Origin of the sequence: Ideonella alba (genome assembly GCF_018069845.1) — a bacterium.
Taxonomy (GTDB): domain Bacteria; phylum Pseudomonadota; class Gammaproteobacteria; order Burkholderiales; family Burkholderiaceae_C; genus Ideonella; species Ideonella alba.
This window is the reverse complement of the sequence record NZ_JAGQDD010000005.1, coordinates 92,698-106,851: the sequence shown is the minus strand read 5'-3', so window position 1 is coordinate 106,851 and position 14,154 is coordinate 92,698. Positions and strand designations below refer to the sequence as shown.

The window sequence follows — 14,154 nt, the reverse complement described above, 5'->3', positions numbered from 1 at the left end:
CACGACGCCTTCAGAGCGCCTGCGCCGCCCGGCGTGACCCGCACCGGCGTGGTTTTCAACTCTCTTCCGTACAAGGTACTTATGAAGAAGACTCTCATCCTGACCGCCCTGGCCGCCGCCACCGTGGCGCCCGCCTTCGCTCAGAGCTCGGTCACCGTCTATGGCCGCCTGAACGTCACCGTCGAAAGCCGCAAGATCGGCGCCGACACCGACAAGGGCGTGTTCAACAACTCGTCGCGCATCGGCTTCAAGGGCGTCGAGGACCTGGGTGGCGGCCTGAAGGCCGGTTTCCTGATCGAGCACGGCTTCAACCCCGCCACCGGCACCGCTGCCGGCACCTTCTGGGGCCGTGAGAGCAACGTGTGGCTGGCTGGCAGCTTCGGTAAGCTGCGTCTGGGCAACATGGGCCCGACGATGGCCTACTTCACCACCGCTGACTACATCAGCAACCACAACCACGACACCGGCATCTCGTCGGATGCGTTCTACCTGTACCCCGGCCGTGGCAGCAACATGATTGCCTACACCTCGCCGGCGCTGGGTGGTCTGACCATCGACGCGCAAGTCGCCGAGAAGCGTATTGGCGACCTGGGCCGCACCGTGGTGCTGACCGGCAACTACGAAGGTGGCCCGCTGCACCTGGGCGCTTCCTACGAGAAGGACGGCGATCACCGTGAACTGGGCGTCCGTGGCGCCTACGACATCGGTGCCGTCACCGTTGGCGCGTACTACATCCGCAACAACGACATCGCTGGTGTGGCTGGCGCTGACCGTACCTCCTGGCGTCTGTCGGGCATGTACACGATGGGTGCCACCGAGCTGCACCTGAACTACGGCAAGGCCGGTGAAATCGGCGGCGTGGCCAACACCGACGCCACCCAAGTCACCCTGGGCGTGAACTACAACCTGAGCAAGCGCACCAAGGTCTACGGCTTCTACACCAAGGTCAACAACGAGACCGCCGCTGCTTACGTGTCGGGTGCCGCTGGCGCCGACGTCAGCTCGCTGGCTCTGGGCGTCCGCCACAACTTCTGATCACGGCGCGGCACCCCGCACGGGGTGCCCCTGTGCATCAAGCAGGCCACCTTCGGGTGGCCTTTTTCATGGCCGCTTGGCCGCCGCGCCGATGTCAGGCCCGCGGGTGGTGCCGCGCATGCAGCTGCTTGAGCCGCTCGCGCGCCACATGGGTGTAGATCGTCGTCGTCGAGATGTCGGCATGCCCCAGCAGCAGCTGCACCACGCGCAGGTCGGCCCCATGGTTGAGCAGGTGTGTCGCGAACGCATGGCGCAGCGTGTGGGGCGACAGCGGCGCGGTGATCCCGGCGCGCAGCGCGTAGCGCTTGACCAGGCGCCAGAACATCTGCCGTGTCATCGGCCCGCCGCGCACCGTGACGAACAGGGCGGGTGAGGCGCGTGCGCCCAGCAGCTGGCAGCGCCCCTCGACCAAGTAGCGCTCGATCCACTGCTGCGCCTGCTCGCCAAAGGGCACCAGGCGTTCCTTGCTGCCCTTGCCGGTGACCCGCAGCACGCCCTCGGCCAGTCCGACGTGCAGGCTCTGCAGCCCGACCAGCTCGCTGACGCGCAGGCCGCTGGCGTACATCAGCTCCAGCATGCAGCGGTCGCGCTGACCCAGCGGGGTGTCGGTGTCGGGGGCGTTCAGCAGCGCCTCGACCTGGGCCTCGCTCAGGGTGTGTGGCACTCGCATCGGCTGGCGGGCGGCGTCCAGGCGAAGCGTTGGATCGGCGCTCAGCAGCCGCTCGCGCAGCGCCCAGCGGTAGAAACGACGAAAGGTGGACAGCCGCCGGTTGGCGGTGGTCGCCCGCGTGCCCGCATGACGCGCGGCGGCGTAGGCACGCAAGTCGGATTCAGCGGCCGTCAGCAGGCCGGTCTGGCGCTGCGCGACCAGCCACTCGGACAGCGCGGCCAGGTCGCGGCGGTAGGCGGCCAGGGTGTTGGCCGAGAGGCCGTCCTCCAGCCACAGCGCGTCGCTGAAGCGGCGGATCACGGCGGCCTCGCCGCCGCTGGGCGCACTCACTCCAGCGTGAGCTTCTGACGCACCACCACCTGCTTGTAGACCTCGAACTCGGCGCGGATCTGCTCGCGGAACTGGTCCGGGGTGTTCAGCACCAGCAGCGAGCCGGTGTCCTCGATCCGCTTCTTCACCTCGGGCAGCTCGGCCGTGCGCTTGACCGCGTCATGCACCTTGTCCACCACCTCCTTGGGCAGACCCTTGGGGCCGTAGATGCCGTAGTAGGCCATGCGGTTGACCGGCTCCAGGCCGACTTCCTTGAAGGTGGGCACATTGGGCAGCACCGCCAGGCGCTGCGGTGCGGCCACGACGATCGGCACCAGCCGGCCGTCCTTGATGAAGGGCAGCGCCGAGGGCAGGTTGTCGAAGATGATCGGCACCTGGCCGGCCACCGTGTCGTTCAGCGCCGGACCCGCACCACGGTAGGGGATGTGGGTGATGAACACGCCGGCCAGGCTCTTGTAGAGCTCCATCTGCAGGTGCCCGATGCCACCGGTGCCCGAGGACGCGAAGCTGTACTTGCCGGGGTTCTTGCGCACCACCTCGAGGAAGGTCTTGTAGTCCTTGGCCGGGAACGAGGGATGCACCGCGATCACGTTGGGCGTGGCGGCGATGTTGATGATCGGCGTGAAGTCGGTCAGCGGGTTGTACGGGATCTTGGCGTTGATCGCCGGGTTGGCCGCGGTGGTCGACACCGTGGCCATGCCCAGTGAATAGCCATCGGGCGCGGCCTTGGAGGTTTCGTTGGCACCCACCGAGCCGCCGCCACCGGCCTTGTTCTCCACCACCAGGGTCTGGCCCAGGGCCGGCGAGATCTTTTCGGCAACGACGCGGGCAACGATGTCGGTCGTGCCACCCGGGGCGAACGGCACCACCAGCTTCACCGGCTTGGACGGGTAGGACTGGGCCCACAGCGACGGGCTCCACAGCGGCAGGCCGATCAGCGCGGCCAGGACGACGAGACGGGGGCGTGAACGCATCGGGAGGTCTCCGCAAGAAGGGGCAATGACTGATTGTGACCGCGCCAGGCAGCGCCGGGCCATGATGAAGCGCATCCGGCCCTGGCCGGGCTGTGGAAACTGCGTACGGCGGGCGCTGGCACACTCGGGGAATGTCCCAGGTCCTGCTGCTGCTGCCCGATTTCCTGCTGATCGTTGCGGGCTACCTCGTCTGCCGCCACACCGCCCTGGACCGGCCGGTCTGGGACGGCGTGGAGCGCCTGGTCTACTGGCTGCTGTTTCCGGTGCTGCTGTTCGTGGCCATCCTGCGCCAGCCGCTGCAGGCCGGCGAAATGCTCAGCTTCGCCGGCTGCGGCCTGGCGGTGGTCGGCCTGGGCATCGCGCTGGCCTATGCACTGGGTCACCTGCAGGGCGTGGACGCGTTGACCCACGCCTCAGGCGCGCAAACCGCGTTCCGCTTCAATTCCTATGTCGGGCTGGCCATGGCCGAGCGCCTGGGCGGCGTGCAGGCCGTCGCCTGGATCGCGCTGCTGATTGCGCTGTGCGTGCCGGTGTGCAACGTGGCGGCGGTGTGGCCGCTGGCGCGGCGCTCGGGGCAGCATTTCGGGCGCGAGCTGGCCCGCAACCCGCTGATCATCGGCACGGTGGCGGGTCTGCTGTGCAACCTGGCCGGCCTGCGCCTGCCCGACGCCCTGAACATCACCCTGACCCGGGTGGGCAGTGCCGCGCTGCCGCTGGGCCTGATGGCGGTGGGCGCGGGCCTGCAGATGGGCGCCCTGCGGGACGCCCCGCGCCTGGCCGCGGCCCTGCTGGGAATCCGCCACCTGGTGCTGCCGCTGTGGGCGATCACGCTGGTGGTGACCGCCGGCCTGCCGCCGGCGCAACAGAGTGTGGTGGTGGCTTTTGCCGCCTTGCCCACGGCCTCCAGCGCCTACGTGCTGGCCACCCGCATGGGCGGTCATGGCGGCTTCGTCGCCGGCCTGGTCAGCCTGTCCACGCTGATCGCGATGCTCGGGCTGCCGTTGGCGCTGGCCGCGCTGGGCTGGGCGCAGCCGGGCTGATCAGGCGCGCGCCAGCGCCCAGGCGATGTGCTCGGCGACCAGCGGGTCGGCGGCGGTCCGCGCAGCGGTCAGGGCGGCCCGCAGCGCCGCCGCGTCGGCGGGCGGCAGGCCGCCGGCCAGCGCATTGCCGCTGACCACCGCCAGGTTGCGCCGCCAGCGCGCCCAGCCGATGCGGCGGATCGGGCTGCCCTCGGTGTGGTGCAGGAAGGCCGCTTCGTCCCAGGCCCACAGCGGCAGCAGCGCCGGGGCGGTCCAGGGGGCTCGGGCATCGAAATCCGGCAGCGAGGACACCTGGGCGTACTTGTTCCAGGGACAGGCCAGCTGGCAGTCGTCGCAGCCGTACAGCCGGTTGCCGATCAGCGGCCGCAGCGGCTCGTCGATCGGGCCGGCGTGCTCGATCGTCAGGTAGGAGATGCAGCGCCGCGCGTCCAGCCGGTACGGCGCCACGATCGCCCCGGTCGGGCAGGCCGCCAGGCAGGCGCTGCATTCCCCGCAGTGCGCGCTGTCGGGCGGGGTCAGCGGCAGCGGCAGGTCCACGAAGAGCTCGCCCAGGAAGGACATCGAGCCGCCCTGACGCGACAAGGCCAGCGTGTGCTTGCCACGCCAGCCCAGGCCGCTGCGGCTGGCCAGTTCCACCTCCAGCACCGGCGCCGAGTCGGTGAAGACGCGGTGGCCGAAGGGCCCTGCCAGGGCCTCGATGCGCCTGGCCAGCTGCTGCAGGCGCTGGCGCAGCACCTTGTGGTAATCCCGACCGCGTGCGTACAGCGACACCACCACCTCGCCCGGGCGATCCAACCGGGCCTGTTCGTCGGGGCACCAGGTGGCGGACGTGCTGCGTGGCAGGTAGTCCATCCGGGCGGTGATCACCCGCAGCGTGCCCGGCACCAGTTCGGCCGGCCGGGCGCGCAGCAGGCCATGGCGGGCCATGTAGCCCATGTCGCCGTGGCAACCAGCCGACAGCCAGGCCTGCAGACCCGGCTCGGCGGCCTGCAAATCCACATCTGCCACGCCGATCTGGGAAAATCCAAGCTCAGCGGCCCACGTCGGCAGCGCCTGCGCCACCTGCTGCGCCAGTGCCTGGGCCCTTGGCTCCACCTGCCCCTGTCGCTGACGCCCGTCTTGATCCATCCGCCGATTCTAGAAAGCCGCACCTTCTCCTGGCCCGACGAAGCGGCCTGTGAACGCTTCGCCGCTGCGCTGGCTGCCGAGCCCGCGCTGCGCCGCGCCGGCATCGAACTCGACGGCCCGCTGGGCGCCGGCAAGACCACCTTCGTGCGGCACCTGCTGCGCGCGCTGGGTGTCAGCGGCCGCATCAAGAGCCCCACCTACACCGTGGTCGAACCCTATGAGGTCGGCGACCTGGCGATCTCCCACTTCGACTTCTACCGTTTCAGCGACCCGCGCGAGTGGGAAGACGCCGGCTTTCGCGAGCTGTTCGCGGCCCCCGGCCTGAAGCTCAGCGAATGGGCCGACAAGGCCCGCGCGATGCTGCCGCCGCCCGACCTGCGCCTGGCCATCGAGCCGCAGGACGACGACAGCCGCCGGGTCACCGCCCAGGCCGGCAGCGTCATCGGCCAGGCCTTGCTCGCCGCGGGAGCCCGCGCATGAAGCGCCGCCAGGCCCTGTCCACCCTGGGCACGCTGGTGCTGGCGCTCGGCCCGGCCGAGCTGGCCTTCGGCGCCAGCATCGTCGCGGTGCGGGTCTGGCCGGCCAGCGACTACACGCGTCTGACCATCGAATCCGACAAGGCCCTGCAGGCGGCGCACTTCCTCACCGATGGCCCGCAGCGCCTGGTGGTCGACATCGAGAACCTCGAGCTCAGCCCGGCCCTGCGCGAGCTCGTGGGCAAGGTGCGCCCGGACGATCCCTTCATCGCCGGCGTGCGCGTCGGCCAGAACCAGCCGCGCGTGGTGCGCCTGGTGATCGACCTGAAGCAGGCCGTCAAGCCGCAGCAGTTCGCGCTGCCGCCGGTGGCGGCCTACCAGCACCGACTGGTGTTCGACCTCTACCCCACCCAGGCGGCCGACCCGCTGGCCGCGATGATCCTGGAGCGCGACCAGGCCGAGCGGGCCGCCGGCCAGGCCATCCAGGACGCGCTGGGCGAGTTCATCGGCCAGCTCGAGCGCCCGCTGCCCGGCGGGCCTGTCGTGGCCCAGGCGCCGGCCGCCAGCAGCCCGGCGCCCGCCCGCCCGCGCCAGACCACGCCGCCGCCCGAGGTCAGCGCGGCCCAGCGCGAACGCATCAACCGGCTGACGATCGTCGCCATCGACCCCGGCCACGGCGGCGAGGACCCGGGCGCCATCGGCCCCAGCGGGCTCAAGGAAAAGGACGTGGTGCTGCAGATCGCTCTGCAGCTGCGCGACCGCATCAATGCCCACCCCAGCATGCGGGCCATGCTGACCCGCGACGACGACTTCTTCGTGCCGCTCTACGAACGGGTCAGCAAGGCCCGCCGGGTGCAGGCAGACCTCTTCGTCTCGATCCACGCCGACGCCTTCTTCACCCCCGAAGCGCGCGGCGCCAGCGTGTTCGCCCTCAGCCAGGGCGGCGCCACCAGCGCCGCGGCGCGCTGGATGGCCAACAAGGAGAACGACGCCGACCTGGTGGGCGGCGTCAACATCGCCGCCAAGGACACCCAGGTGCTGCGCACCCTGCTCGACATGAGCACGGCGGCCCAGATCAAGGACAGCCTGAAGGTGGGCCAGGAGGTGCTGTCGCGCATCGGCGGTGTCGGCCGCCTGCACAAGCGCCAGGTCGAGCAGGCCGGCTTCGCGGTGCTCAAGGCACCCGACATCCCGTCCATCCTGGTCGAGACCGCCTTCATCTCCAACCCGCAGGAGGAATCCCGCCTGCGCGACCCCGACTACCAGGCCCGCCTGGTCGAGGCGCTGTACAGCGGCATCCGCCGTTACTTCGCCCGCAATCCAGCGCTGTCACGCCAACGCAGCACCTGAGTGACACGTCCTCAGGGCAGTGTCACCAGACGTCCGCCGGGCGGCTGGCACACAGTGCGTCATATCTGTGTCCCCCATCCTGGGGGCTTGTCGGATGCTGCGATGCAGCACGCTCGAAACGCGTTCAGCAGGCCCCTCGGCGCCTGCGGACTTTCCCTGATCAACAGCCCCTGCGCTCGGGCCGATGAGTGCGGCCGGCAGGGAAGTTTTCCCTCTGTAGCGCCTCCGGGGCCAGCCACCGTTCAGCAGGCATGACGCCTGCACCGGCTGCCCAGGCTTCAGGGGACAGGCACGCTAGTTGCGGAAAGCCACCTGCTATCCGTAGCGGTTGCGTCGGTTCCGGGTGGGGCCGACGTCCATCTGTCTAGCCACCCCACGAGCGAGGAGACACACATGCGATTCCACGGGATGAAGACCCGGCAGCTCAGTCAACGCGTCGCCCTGGCGCTGCTGGCGCTGCCGGCGCTCGCCATGGCCAACGCCGACGTCGAGAAGAACACGGCCAACCCCAAGAACTGGGCGATGCAAGCTGGTGACATGTACAACCAGCGTTACAGCAAGCTCAACCAGATCAACAAGGGCAACGTCGGCAAGATGCAGGTCGCCTGGACCTTCTCGACCGGCGTGCTGCGCGGCCACGAAGGTTCGCCCCTGGTCGTCGACGGCACGATGTACCTGCACTCGCCCTTCCCCAACAAGGTCTTCGCGATCGATCTCGACACGCAGAAGATCAAGTGGAAGTACGAGCCCAAGCAGGACCCGGCGGTGATCCCGCAGATGTGCTGCGACACCGTCAACCGCGGTCTGGCCTATGCCGAAGGCAAGGTCTTCCTGCAGCAGGCCGACTCGATGCTGGTGGCCCTGGACGCCAAGACCGGCAAGAAGGTCTGGGACGTCAAGAACGGCGACCCGAAGCTGGGCGCGGTCAACACCAACGCCCCGCACGTCTTCAAGGACAAGGTCATCACCGGCATCTCGGGCGGTGAGTGGGGCGTGCGCGGCTACCTGGCCGCCTACGACATCAACTCCGGCAAGCAGGTCTGGAAGGGCTACTCCACCGGCCCCGACGCCGAGATGCTGATCGACCCGAACAAGACCACCACCTGGATGGACGGCGCCGTCAAGCCGGTCGGCCCGAACTCCTCGCTGAAGACCTGGCAAGGCGATCAGTGGAAGATCGGCGGCGGCACCACCTGGGGCTGGTACAGCTACGACAAGGGCCTGAACGCCGTGTTCTACGGCACTGGCAACCCGTCGACCTGGAACCCGTCGCAGCGTCCTGGCGACAACAAGTGGTCGATGTCCATCTGGTCGCGTGATGTCGACACCGGCAAGGTCAACTGGGTCTACCAGATGACCCCGTTCGACGAGTGGGACTTCGACGGCATCAACGAGATGATCCTGGCTGACATCCCTGTGAAGGGCAAGCAGACCAAGGCGCTGGTGCACTTCGACCGCAACGGCTTCGCCTACACCCTGGACCGCACCAACGGCGCCCTGCTGGTTGCCGAGAAGTACGACCCGAAGGTGAACTGGGCCACGCACGTCGACATGAAGACCGGTCGTCCGCAGGTGGTGAAGCAGTACTCCACCGCCCAGAACGGTCCTGACGTCAACACCAAGGGCATCTGCCCGGCGGCGCTGGGTTCCAAGGACCAGCAGCCTGCGGCCTTCGACCCCGAGACCGGCCTGTTCTACGTGCCGACGAACCACGTCTGCATGGACTACGAGCCGTTCAAGGTCGAGTACACCGCGGGTCAGCCGTACGTCGGTGCGACGCTGTCGATGTTCCCGGCGCCGGGCAGCCATGGCGGCATGGGCAACTACATCACCTGGGATGCCGGCAACGGCAAGATCGTGCAGTCCAAGCCCGAGAAGTTCTCGGTCTGGTCCGGCGCGCTCAACACCGCGGGTGGTATCAGCTGCTACGGCACGCTCGAGGGTTACCTGAAGTGCGTGGACAAGAAGGACATCAACAAGGAGCTCTTCAAGTTCAAGACGCCGTCGGGCATCATCGGCAACGTGTTCTCCTATGAGCACAAGGGCAAGCAGTACATCGGCGTGTTCTCGGGCATTGGTGGCTGGGCCGGCATCGGCATGGCCGCGGGCCTCGAGAAGGACCAGGATGGCCTGGGTGCTGTCGGTGGCTACCGTGAACTGAGCCAGTACACCGAACTCGGTGGCTCGCTGACGGTCTTCGCGCTGCCCAACTGAGCGACGAACGGCCAAGGGTAAACCCCTTGGCCTGACTGACCGGGGCCAGCGTTGACAGGTGAACAACGCTGGCCCCTTCTCCTTTCCCCATTCCCTGGCCGGATCGTCCATCCGGCAAGACATCACCACGACCTGGAGACCATGCAAGTGAAGCAACTCGCCGCCCTGGCCCTGCCCCTCGTCCTCGCCTTTGGTGCCGTCGGTGCCCAAGCCCAGGACAAGCCGCTCTACACCGTGCAGGAAGGCTACAAGGTGGACGCCAACACCATGAAGGGCTTCCGCACCTGGCGTGCCGCGGCCTGCGACCGCTGCCATGGCGCCAACCAGGAAGGCATGGTCGGCCCGTCGCTGGTCAACAGCCTGAAGACCCTGAGCAAAGAAGAATTCGTCAAGACCGTCACCAACGGGCGCCTCGACAAGGGCATGCAGAGCTTCGGCACCAACCCGACGGTGATGGAGAACATCGACCACCTCTACGCCTACCTGAAGGGCCGCTCCGACGGCGCCATCACGCGCGCCAAGGTGGAAGAGATCAAATGAGCTGTCTGCGCAGCGTGGCCGCGCTGGTGGTGACCGCGCTGGCCGCGGTGCTGCCGCCCACCGCATCGGCCCAGGACGACGCGCCGCGCAAGGCGCTGAAGGTCTGCCAGGACCCGAACAATCTGCCGTTCTCCAACACCGCGGGCGAGGGCATCGAGAACAAGCTGGCCGAGCTTTTCGGCAAGGCCCTGGGCCTGCCGGTGCAGTACTACGAGTTCCCGCAGCGCATGGCCTTCGTGCGCAACACGCTGCGCTTCAAGCTGCCGGGCGAGGACTACCGCTGCGACCTGATGATGGGCGTGCCGGTCGGTTTCGACCAGGTCTCGGTGACCAAGCCCTACTACCGCTCGACCTATGCGCTGGTGATCCCGCTGGGCAAGGGCCTGGATGGCGTGAAGTCCACCGCCGACTTCCTGGCGCTGGGCAAGGACCGCCTGGGCAAGCTGCGCATCGGCGTGTTCGACCGCTCGCCCGCCTCCGACTGGCTGGCGCGCCACGACCTGACCGACCAGGGCGTGCCCTACAAGATGCTTGACGCCGACCCGGCCCGCTACCCCGGCCAGATCATCGAGGACGAGCTGGCCCAGGGCCGCATCGACGCGGCCATCGTCTGGGGTCCGCTGGCGGGCTTCTTCGCCCAGCGGGTCAAGCAGCCACAACTGGTGGTGATCCCGATGGCCTCCGAGCCCGGTGTGCGGTTCGATTACCAGATGGCGATGGGCGTGCGCTACGGCGAGAAGGCCTGGAAGGACCAGATCGAGGCCCTGATCGACGCCCGTCGCCCGGACATCCGCGCCATCCTGCAGTCGTACAACGTGCCGCTGCTCGAGGACGCGCCCGCCCCTTCCCGCTGAGCCCTGATTCCCCCCCGATGCCCCTCCGTGACACGCTCGCCACACTGGCCCTGGCCAGTCTGCTGGCACTGCCCACCGCCCAGGCCCAGGTGCCGGCGGCCCCCGAAGCGTCCGGCCCCGCGCCGGCCGAAGGCAAGAAGGACTATTCGCCCTCCGAGCGCCTGCTGCTGATGTCCGAGCAGCTCAAGGGCCTGAAGGCCGGCACCACGCTGAGCTACCGCTACGTGCACAAGGGCGAGGGCGATGAGCCCTTCGAGGACGACGCCAAGGTGATGCTGGCCAAGCGCCAGGACGGCAGTTGCTGCTCGGCCAAGGGTGAATTCCTCAGCGGTGCGCGCAAGCTGCAGCTGCCCGAGGTACAGAGCCCGGTGGGCAACCCGGTGCTGCTGTACTTCCTGGAGCGCGACATCCGCCAGATGAACAAGATCACCAAGGGGTCGGCCAACTACTTCCGCAAGCGCATCCGCATGGCCCTCTACGAGGCGGGCACGCTGCGCGACGTGCAGGCCACCTACCAGGGCAAGCCGGTGGCGGCGCGCGAGATCATCCTCACCCCCTACGTCAACGATCCCAACGAGGCCCGCTTCCCGCTGTATGTGCAGCGCAGCTACCGCTTCGTGCTGTCCGAGTCGGTGCCCGGCCAGGTGCTGTCGCTGCAGACGCTGACGCCCGGGCCCAAGCCCGACTCCACGCCGCTGACCGACGACCAGCTCACCCTGGCCGGCGCCTCGGTGCCGGCCCTGCAGCCGTTCACGCCCATCGCCGTCAGGACCGTCCAATGACGCTGCTTCGCCTGCTGACCACGACCGCCGCCGCCGGTGCGGCACTGCTGGGTGCACTGCCCGCCCACGCGGGCAACGATTTCCCCACGGTGGCCCGCGTGCTCTATGTGCACGAATGCATGCGCGACCACCCCGGCCCGCACTTCGAGATGGTCAACAAGTGCGCCTGCGCGCTGGACAAGCTGGCCGATCAGATCAGCTTCGACGAGTACGAGACCCTGTCCACCGAGGCCAACGCCACCACCATCGGCGGTGAGCGTGGCGCCTACCTGCGCGAGAACGAAGGCGTGCAGACCGGCGTGCGCCGCTACCGCAAGCTGCAGACCGAGGTCAAGAAGGCCTGCTTCGTGATCCGCTGAACGCCGCCATGTCCAGCCGCCCGCCTCCCCTTCACCCGCGACGCCGCAGCATGCTGGGCTGGTCGGGCCTGGTCGCGCTGCCCTGGGCCGCCTGGGCCGCGCCGCCGGCCGAGGACAGCAACCCCGACGATTCGCCGATCTGGCGCAAGCTGCGCGCGCAGTACTTCGACGACCGCACGCCGGCGCTCGCCTCGCCCGAGGAACTCAGCCTGTCAGCGCCCAAGCGTGCCGGTGATCCGGCCTTCGTACCGCTGGCCACCCGGCGCACGGTGCCCTCGGCGGGCGCTGCCGCCATCCGACGCCTGTCGCTGATCATCGACCAGAACCCGTCGCCGCTGGCCGCCATCTTCGAGCTGCCCGAGGGCGGCGCCCTGCCCGACCTGGAAACCCGCGTGCGGGTGGACGAATACAGCTTCGTGCGTGCCGTGGCCGAGCGCGCCGATGGCCGGCGCCTGATGGCGCTGCGCTACGTCAAGGCCAGTGGCGGCTGCTCGGCACCGCCGGGCGGCGACGAGGCCGCTCAGCGCGCCTCGCTGGGCCGCATGCTGTTCCGTGCCGAGGGCCCGCGCCCGCCCGCCGGCCAGCCCTGGACGCTGCAGTGGCAGGTGCTGCACCCCAACCACTCGGGCCTGGCGATGGACCAGTACACGCGCCAGTTCACGCCGGCCGAGTACATCCGCTCACTGCGCCTGTGGCAGGGCGATCGGCTGCTGCTGAACGCCGACCTGGACTTCGCCCTCAGCGAGAACCCCAGCCTGCGCCTGCGCTTCGTGCCGCAGGGTGACGCGCCGCTGCGCGCCGAGGTCACCGACACGCGCGCCCGCCGATTCACCGCCGAGGCCGCGCTGTCCACGCTGACGGGCGGCGCATGACACCGCTGCTGGCCGCCCGGGCGCTGGCCGCTGCCGGCCTGGCCCTTGCCGCGGCAGCCACCGCGGCGCCGCTGGCCTGGATCACCAACCAGGGCAGCCATGATGTGTCGGTGGTCGACCTCGCCACCCGCCGGGTGGTGGCCACGGTGCCGGTGGGCCGCTCGCCGGCCGGCGTGGTGGCGGTGCCGGCACGCGGTGAGGTGGTGGTCAGCAACGCCGACGACGACGCCCTCACCGTGCTGGCCATGCAGCCCCCGCGCGAACTCGCCCGCCTGACGGTGGGCCAGGGCGTGGTGGGCGTGGATGCCAGCGCCGACGGCGGCCGCGTCTTTGCCGCCGACTGGTACCGCCAGCGCCTGAAGGTCTTCGACCTGCCCGCGCGCCGCCTGATCGCCGACGTGCCGCTGGGCCGCGCCCCGGCCGGCGTGGCGGCCCTGCCCGACGGCGCCCAGGCCTGGGTGGCCGAGCGCGACGACAACCGCGTGGCCCTGGTCGACGTGGCCCGCGCCGAGGTGATCGCCCGGGTGCCGGTGGGCCAGCACCCGTTTGCGCTGCTGCTGGATACACCGCGCCAGCGTCTGTACGCGCTGAACGTGCTGAGCGACGACGTCAGCGTCATCGACACCCGCAGCCGCCAGGTGATGGCCACGCTGAAGGTGGGCAAGGCACCCTACGGCGCGGCGCTGGCCGACAGTGGCCGGCGCCTGTACGTGACCAACCAGCACGACGACACCGTCAGCGTCTTCGACGCCGACCGCCTGACCCCGCTGGCCACGCTGCGCGGCTTTGGCTACCCCGAAGGCATTGCCGCCCACGGCGCGCAGGTGCTGGTCGTCAACTGGATGGACGACGACCTCAGCCTGCTCGATGCCGCCAGCGGCCAGCTGATCAGCCGCGTGCCGCTGGGCCGCAACCCGCGCGGCTTTGGCGCCTTCATCGCCACCCCACCTGATCTTTCCCTCGCCCGCAAGGAGACCCCCTGATGACCCGCTCCCTCCCGCCGACACGCCGCCTGTGGCTGCTCGGCCTGGCCCTGGCCGCCGTGTCCGGCGCCGCCACCGCGCACGGCCCGACGCGCCAGAAGGTGACCGAGACCATCACCATCAACGCCCCCGCGGCCACCGTCTGGGCCCGGATCAAGGACTTCGCCGCGCTGCAGGCCTGGCACCCGGCGGTCGCATCCAGCCCGGCGGACAAGGGCAACGAGGTCGGCTCGGTCCGCCAGCTCACGCTCAAGGGGGGCGGCGCGCTGACCGAGACCCTGGAAGCCTGGGACGATGCCGGCATGAAGTACACCTACCGCGCCAAGGACGGCGGCGCGCTGCCGGTGACCAACTACACGTCCACCTTGCGCGTCACCGAAGACGGGGGCAAGGCCACCGTGGAGTGGCGTGGCGCCTTCTACCGCGGCTATCCCAACAACAACCCGCCCCCGGACCAGAACGACGAAGCCGCGGTGCGCGCCGTCACCGGCGTCTACCAGAGCGGCCTGGCCAACCTGAAGTCCCTGGTCGAGGGCAAGTAGGCCCT

At 69.4% G+C, this 14,154-nt stretch carries 15 protein-coding genes; 12 read left to right on the top strand and 3 right to left on the bottom strand.

Annotated features, from left to right (window positions below):
• Positions 1 to 81 precede the first annotated feature (81 nt).
• On the top strand, positions 82 to 1,035 hold the full coding sequence (locus tag KAK03_RS09450; RefSeq protein WP_210853719.1) for a porin: 954 nt from the start codon (positions 82 to 84) through the stop codon (positions 1,033 to 1,035).
• A 94-nt stretch (positions 1,036 to 1,129) separates the two neighbouring features.
• Here KAK03_RS09450 and xerD read toward each other — a convergent pair whose 3' ends face one another.
• Together xerD and KAK03_RS09440 are read right to left on the bottom strand one after the other, a co-directional pair.
• Positions 1,130 to 2,035, bottom strand: coding sequence for a site-specific tyrosine recombinase XerD (gene xerD / locus KAK03_RS09445; protein ID WP_210853718.1), 906 nt, complete (start codon positions 2,033 to 2,035; stop codon positions 1,130 to 1,132).
• Positions 2,032 to 3,009, bottom strand: a complete 978-nt coding sequence (locus tag KAK03_RS09440) for a tripartite tricarboxylate transporter substrate binding protein BugE (RefSeq protein ID WP_210853717.1) — start codon at positions 3,007 to 3,009, stop codon at positions 2,032 to 2,034. Before KAK03_RS09440 ends, xerD begins: the two co-directional genes overlap by 4 nt.
• A gap of 131 nt (positions 3,010 to 3,140) precedes the next feature.
• Between KAK03_RS09440 and KAK03_RS09435 the strand changes: the two genes are divergently transcribed.
• Positions 3,141 to 4,049, top strand: a complete 909-nt coding sequence (locus tag KAK03_RS09435) for an AEC family transporter (RefSeq protein ID WP_210853716.1) — start codon at positions 3,141 to 3,143, stop codon at positions 4,047 to 4,049.
• Here the strand turns inward: KAK03_RS09435 and queG are convergent, their stop codons facing one another.
• A complete protein-coding gene (gene queG, locus KAK03_RS09430) occupies positions 4,050 to 5,057 on the bottom strand; it encodes a tRNA epoxyqueuosine(34) reductase QueG (protein ID WP_310738541.1) in 1,008 nt (335 codons plus the stop codon). It abuts the gene before it with no gap.
• Positions 5,058 to 5,171: 114 nt separating this feature from the next.
• Between queG and tsaE the strand changes: the two genes are divergently transcribed.
• From tsaE to KAK03_RS09380, 10 genes are all read left to right on the top strand, one after another.
• Positions 5,172 to 5,657, top strand: a complete 486-nt coding sequence (gene tsaE, locus KAK03_RS09425; protein WP_210853834.1) for a tRNA (adenosine(37)-N6)-threonylcarbamoyltransferase complex ATPase subunit type 1 TsaE — start codon at positions 5,172 to 5,174, stop codon at positions 5,655 to 5,657.
• Positions 5,654 to 7,003: an N-acetylmuramoyl-L-alanine amidase gene (locus tag KAK03_RS09420; RefSeq protein WP_210853714.1), complete on the top strand. Its 1,350-nt coding sequence runs from the start codon at positions 5,654 to 5,656 to the stop codon at positions 7,001 to 7,003. Before tsaE ends, KAK03_RS09420 begins: the two co-directional genes overlap by 4 nt.
• Before the next feature lie 408 nt (positions 7,004 to 7,411).
• Positions 7,412 to 9,217: a PQQ-dependent ethylene glycol dehydrogenase XoxF gene (gene xoxF / locus KAK03_RS09415; protein ID WP_210853833.1), complete on the top strand. Its 1,806-nt coding sequence runs from the start codon at positions 7,412 to 7,414 to the stop codon at positions 9,215 to 9,217.
• A 141-nt stretch (positions 9,218 to 9,358) separates the two neighbouring features.
• The gene (locus KAK03_RS09410; protein ID WP_210853713.1) at positions 9,359 to 9,757 is read left to right on the top strand and encodes a c-type cytochrome; all 399 of its coding nucleotides are present in this window, start codon (positions 9,359 to 9,361) and stop codon (positions 9,755 to 9,757) included.
• The gene (locus KAK03_RS09405) at positions 9,754 to 10,611 is read left to right on the top strand and encodes a substrate-binding domain-containing protein (protein ID WP_210853712.1); all 858 of its coding nucleotides are present in this window, start codon (positions 9,754 to 9,756) and stop codon (positions 10,609 to 10,611) included. The genes KAK03_RS09410 and KAK03_RS09405 overlap by 4 nt, the downstream gene beginning before the upstream one ends.
• Before the next feature lie 17 nt (positions 10,612 to 10,628).
• The gene (locus KAK03_RS09400; protein ID WP_210853711.1) at positions 10,629 to 11,393 is read left to right on the top strand and encodes a hypothetical protein; all 765 of its coding nucleotides are present in this window, start codon (positions 10,629 to 10,631) and stop codon (positions 11,391 to 11,393) included.
• On the top strand, positions 11,390 to 11,752 hold the full coding sequence (locus KAK03_RS09395) for a hypothetical protein (RefSeq protein WP_210853710.1): 363 nt from the start codon (positions 11,390 to 11,392) through the stop codon (positions 11,750 to 11,752). The genes KAK03_RS09400 and KAK03_RS09395 overlap by 4 nt, the downstream gene beginning before the upstream one ends.
• 8 nt (positions 11,753 to 11,760) lie before the next feature.
• Positions 11,761 to 12,624 carry a quinoprotein dehydrogenase-associated SoxYZ-like carrier gene (locus KAK03_RS09390; protein ID WP_210853708.1) on the top strand — a complete coding sequence of 288 codons (864 nt, stop codon included), beginning with the start codon at positions 11,761 to 11,763 and terminating at the stop codon, positions 12,622 to 12,624.
• A complete protein-coding gene (locus tag KAK03_RS09385; RefSeq protein ID WP_210853706.1) occupies positions 12,621 to 13,607 on the top strand; it encodes a YncE family protein in 987 nt (328 codons plus the stop codon). Before KAK03_RS09390 ends, KAK03_RS09385 begins: the two co-directional genes overlap by 4 nt.
• Positions 13,607 to 14,149 carry an SRPBCC family protein gene (locus KAK03_RS09380; protein WP_210853704.1) on the top strand — a complete coding sequence of 181 codons (543 nt, stop codon included), beginning with the start codon at positions 13,607 to 13,609 and terminating at the stop codon, positions 14,147 to 14,149. The genes KAK03_RS09385 and KAK03_RS09380 overlap by 1 nt, the downstream gene beginning before the upstream one ends.
• The last annotated feature ends 5 nt before the right edge of the window (positions 14,150 to 14,154 follow it).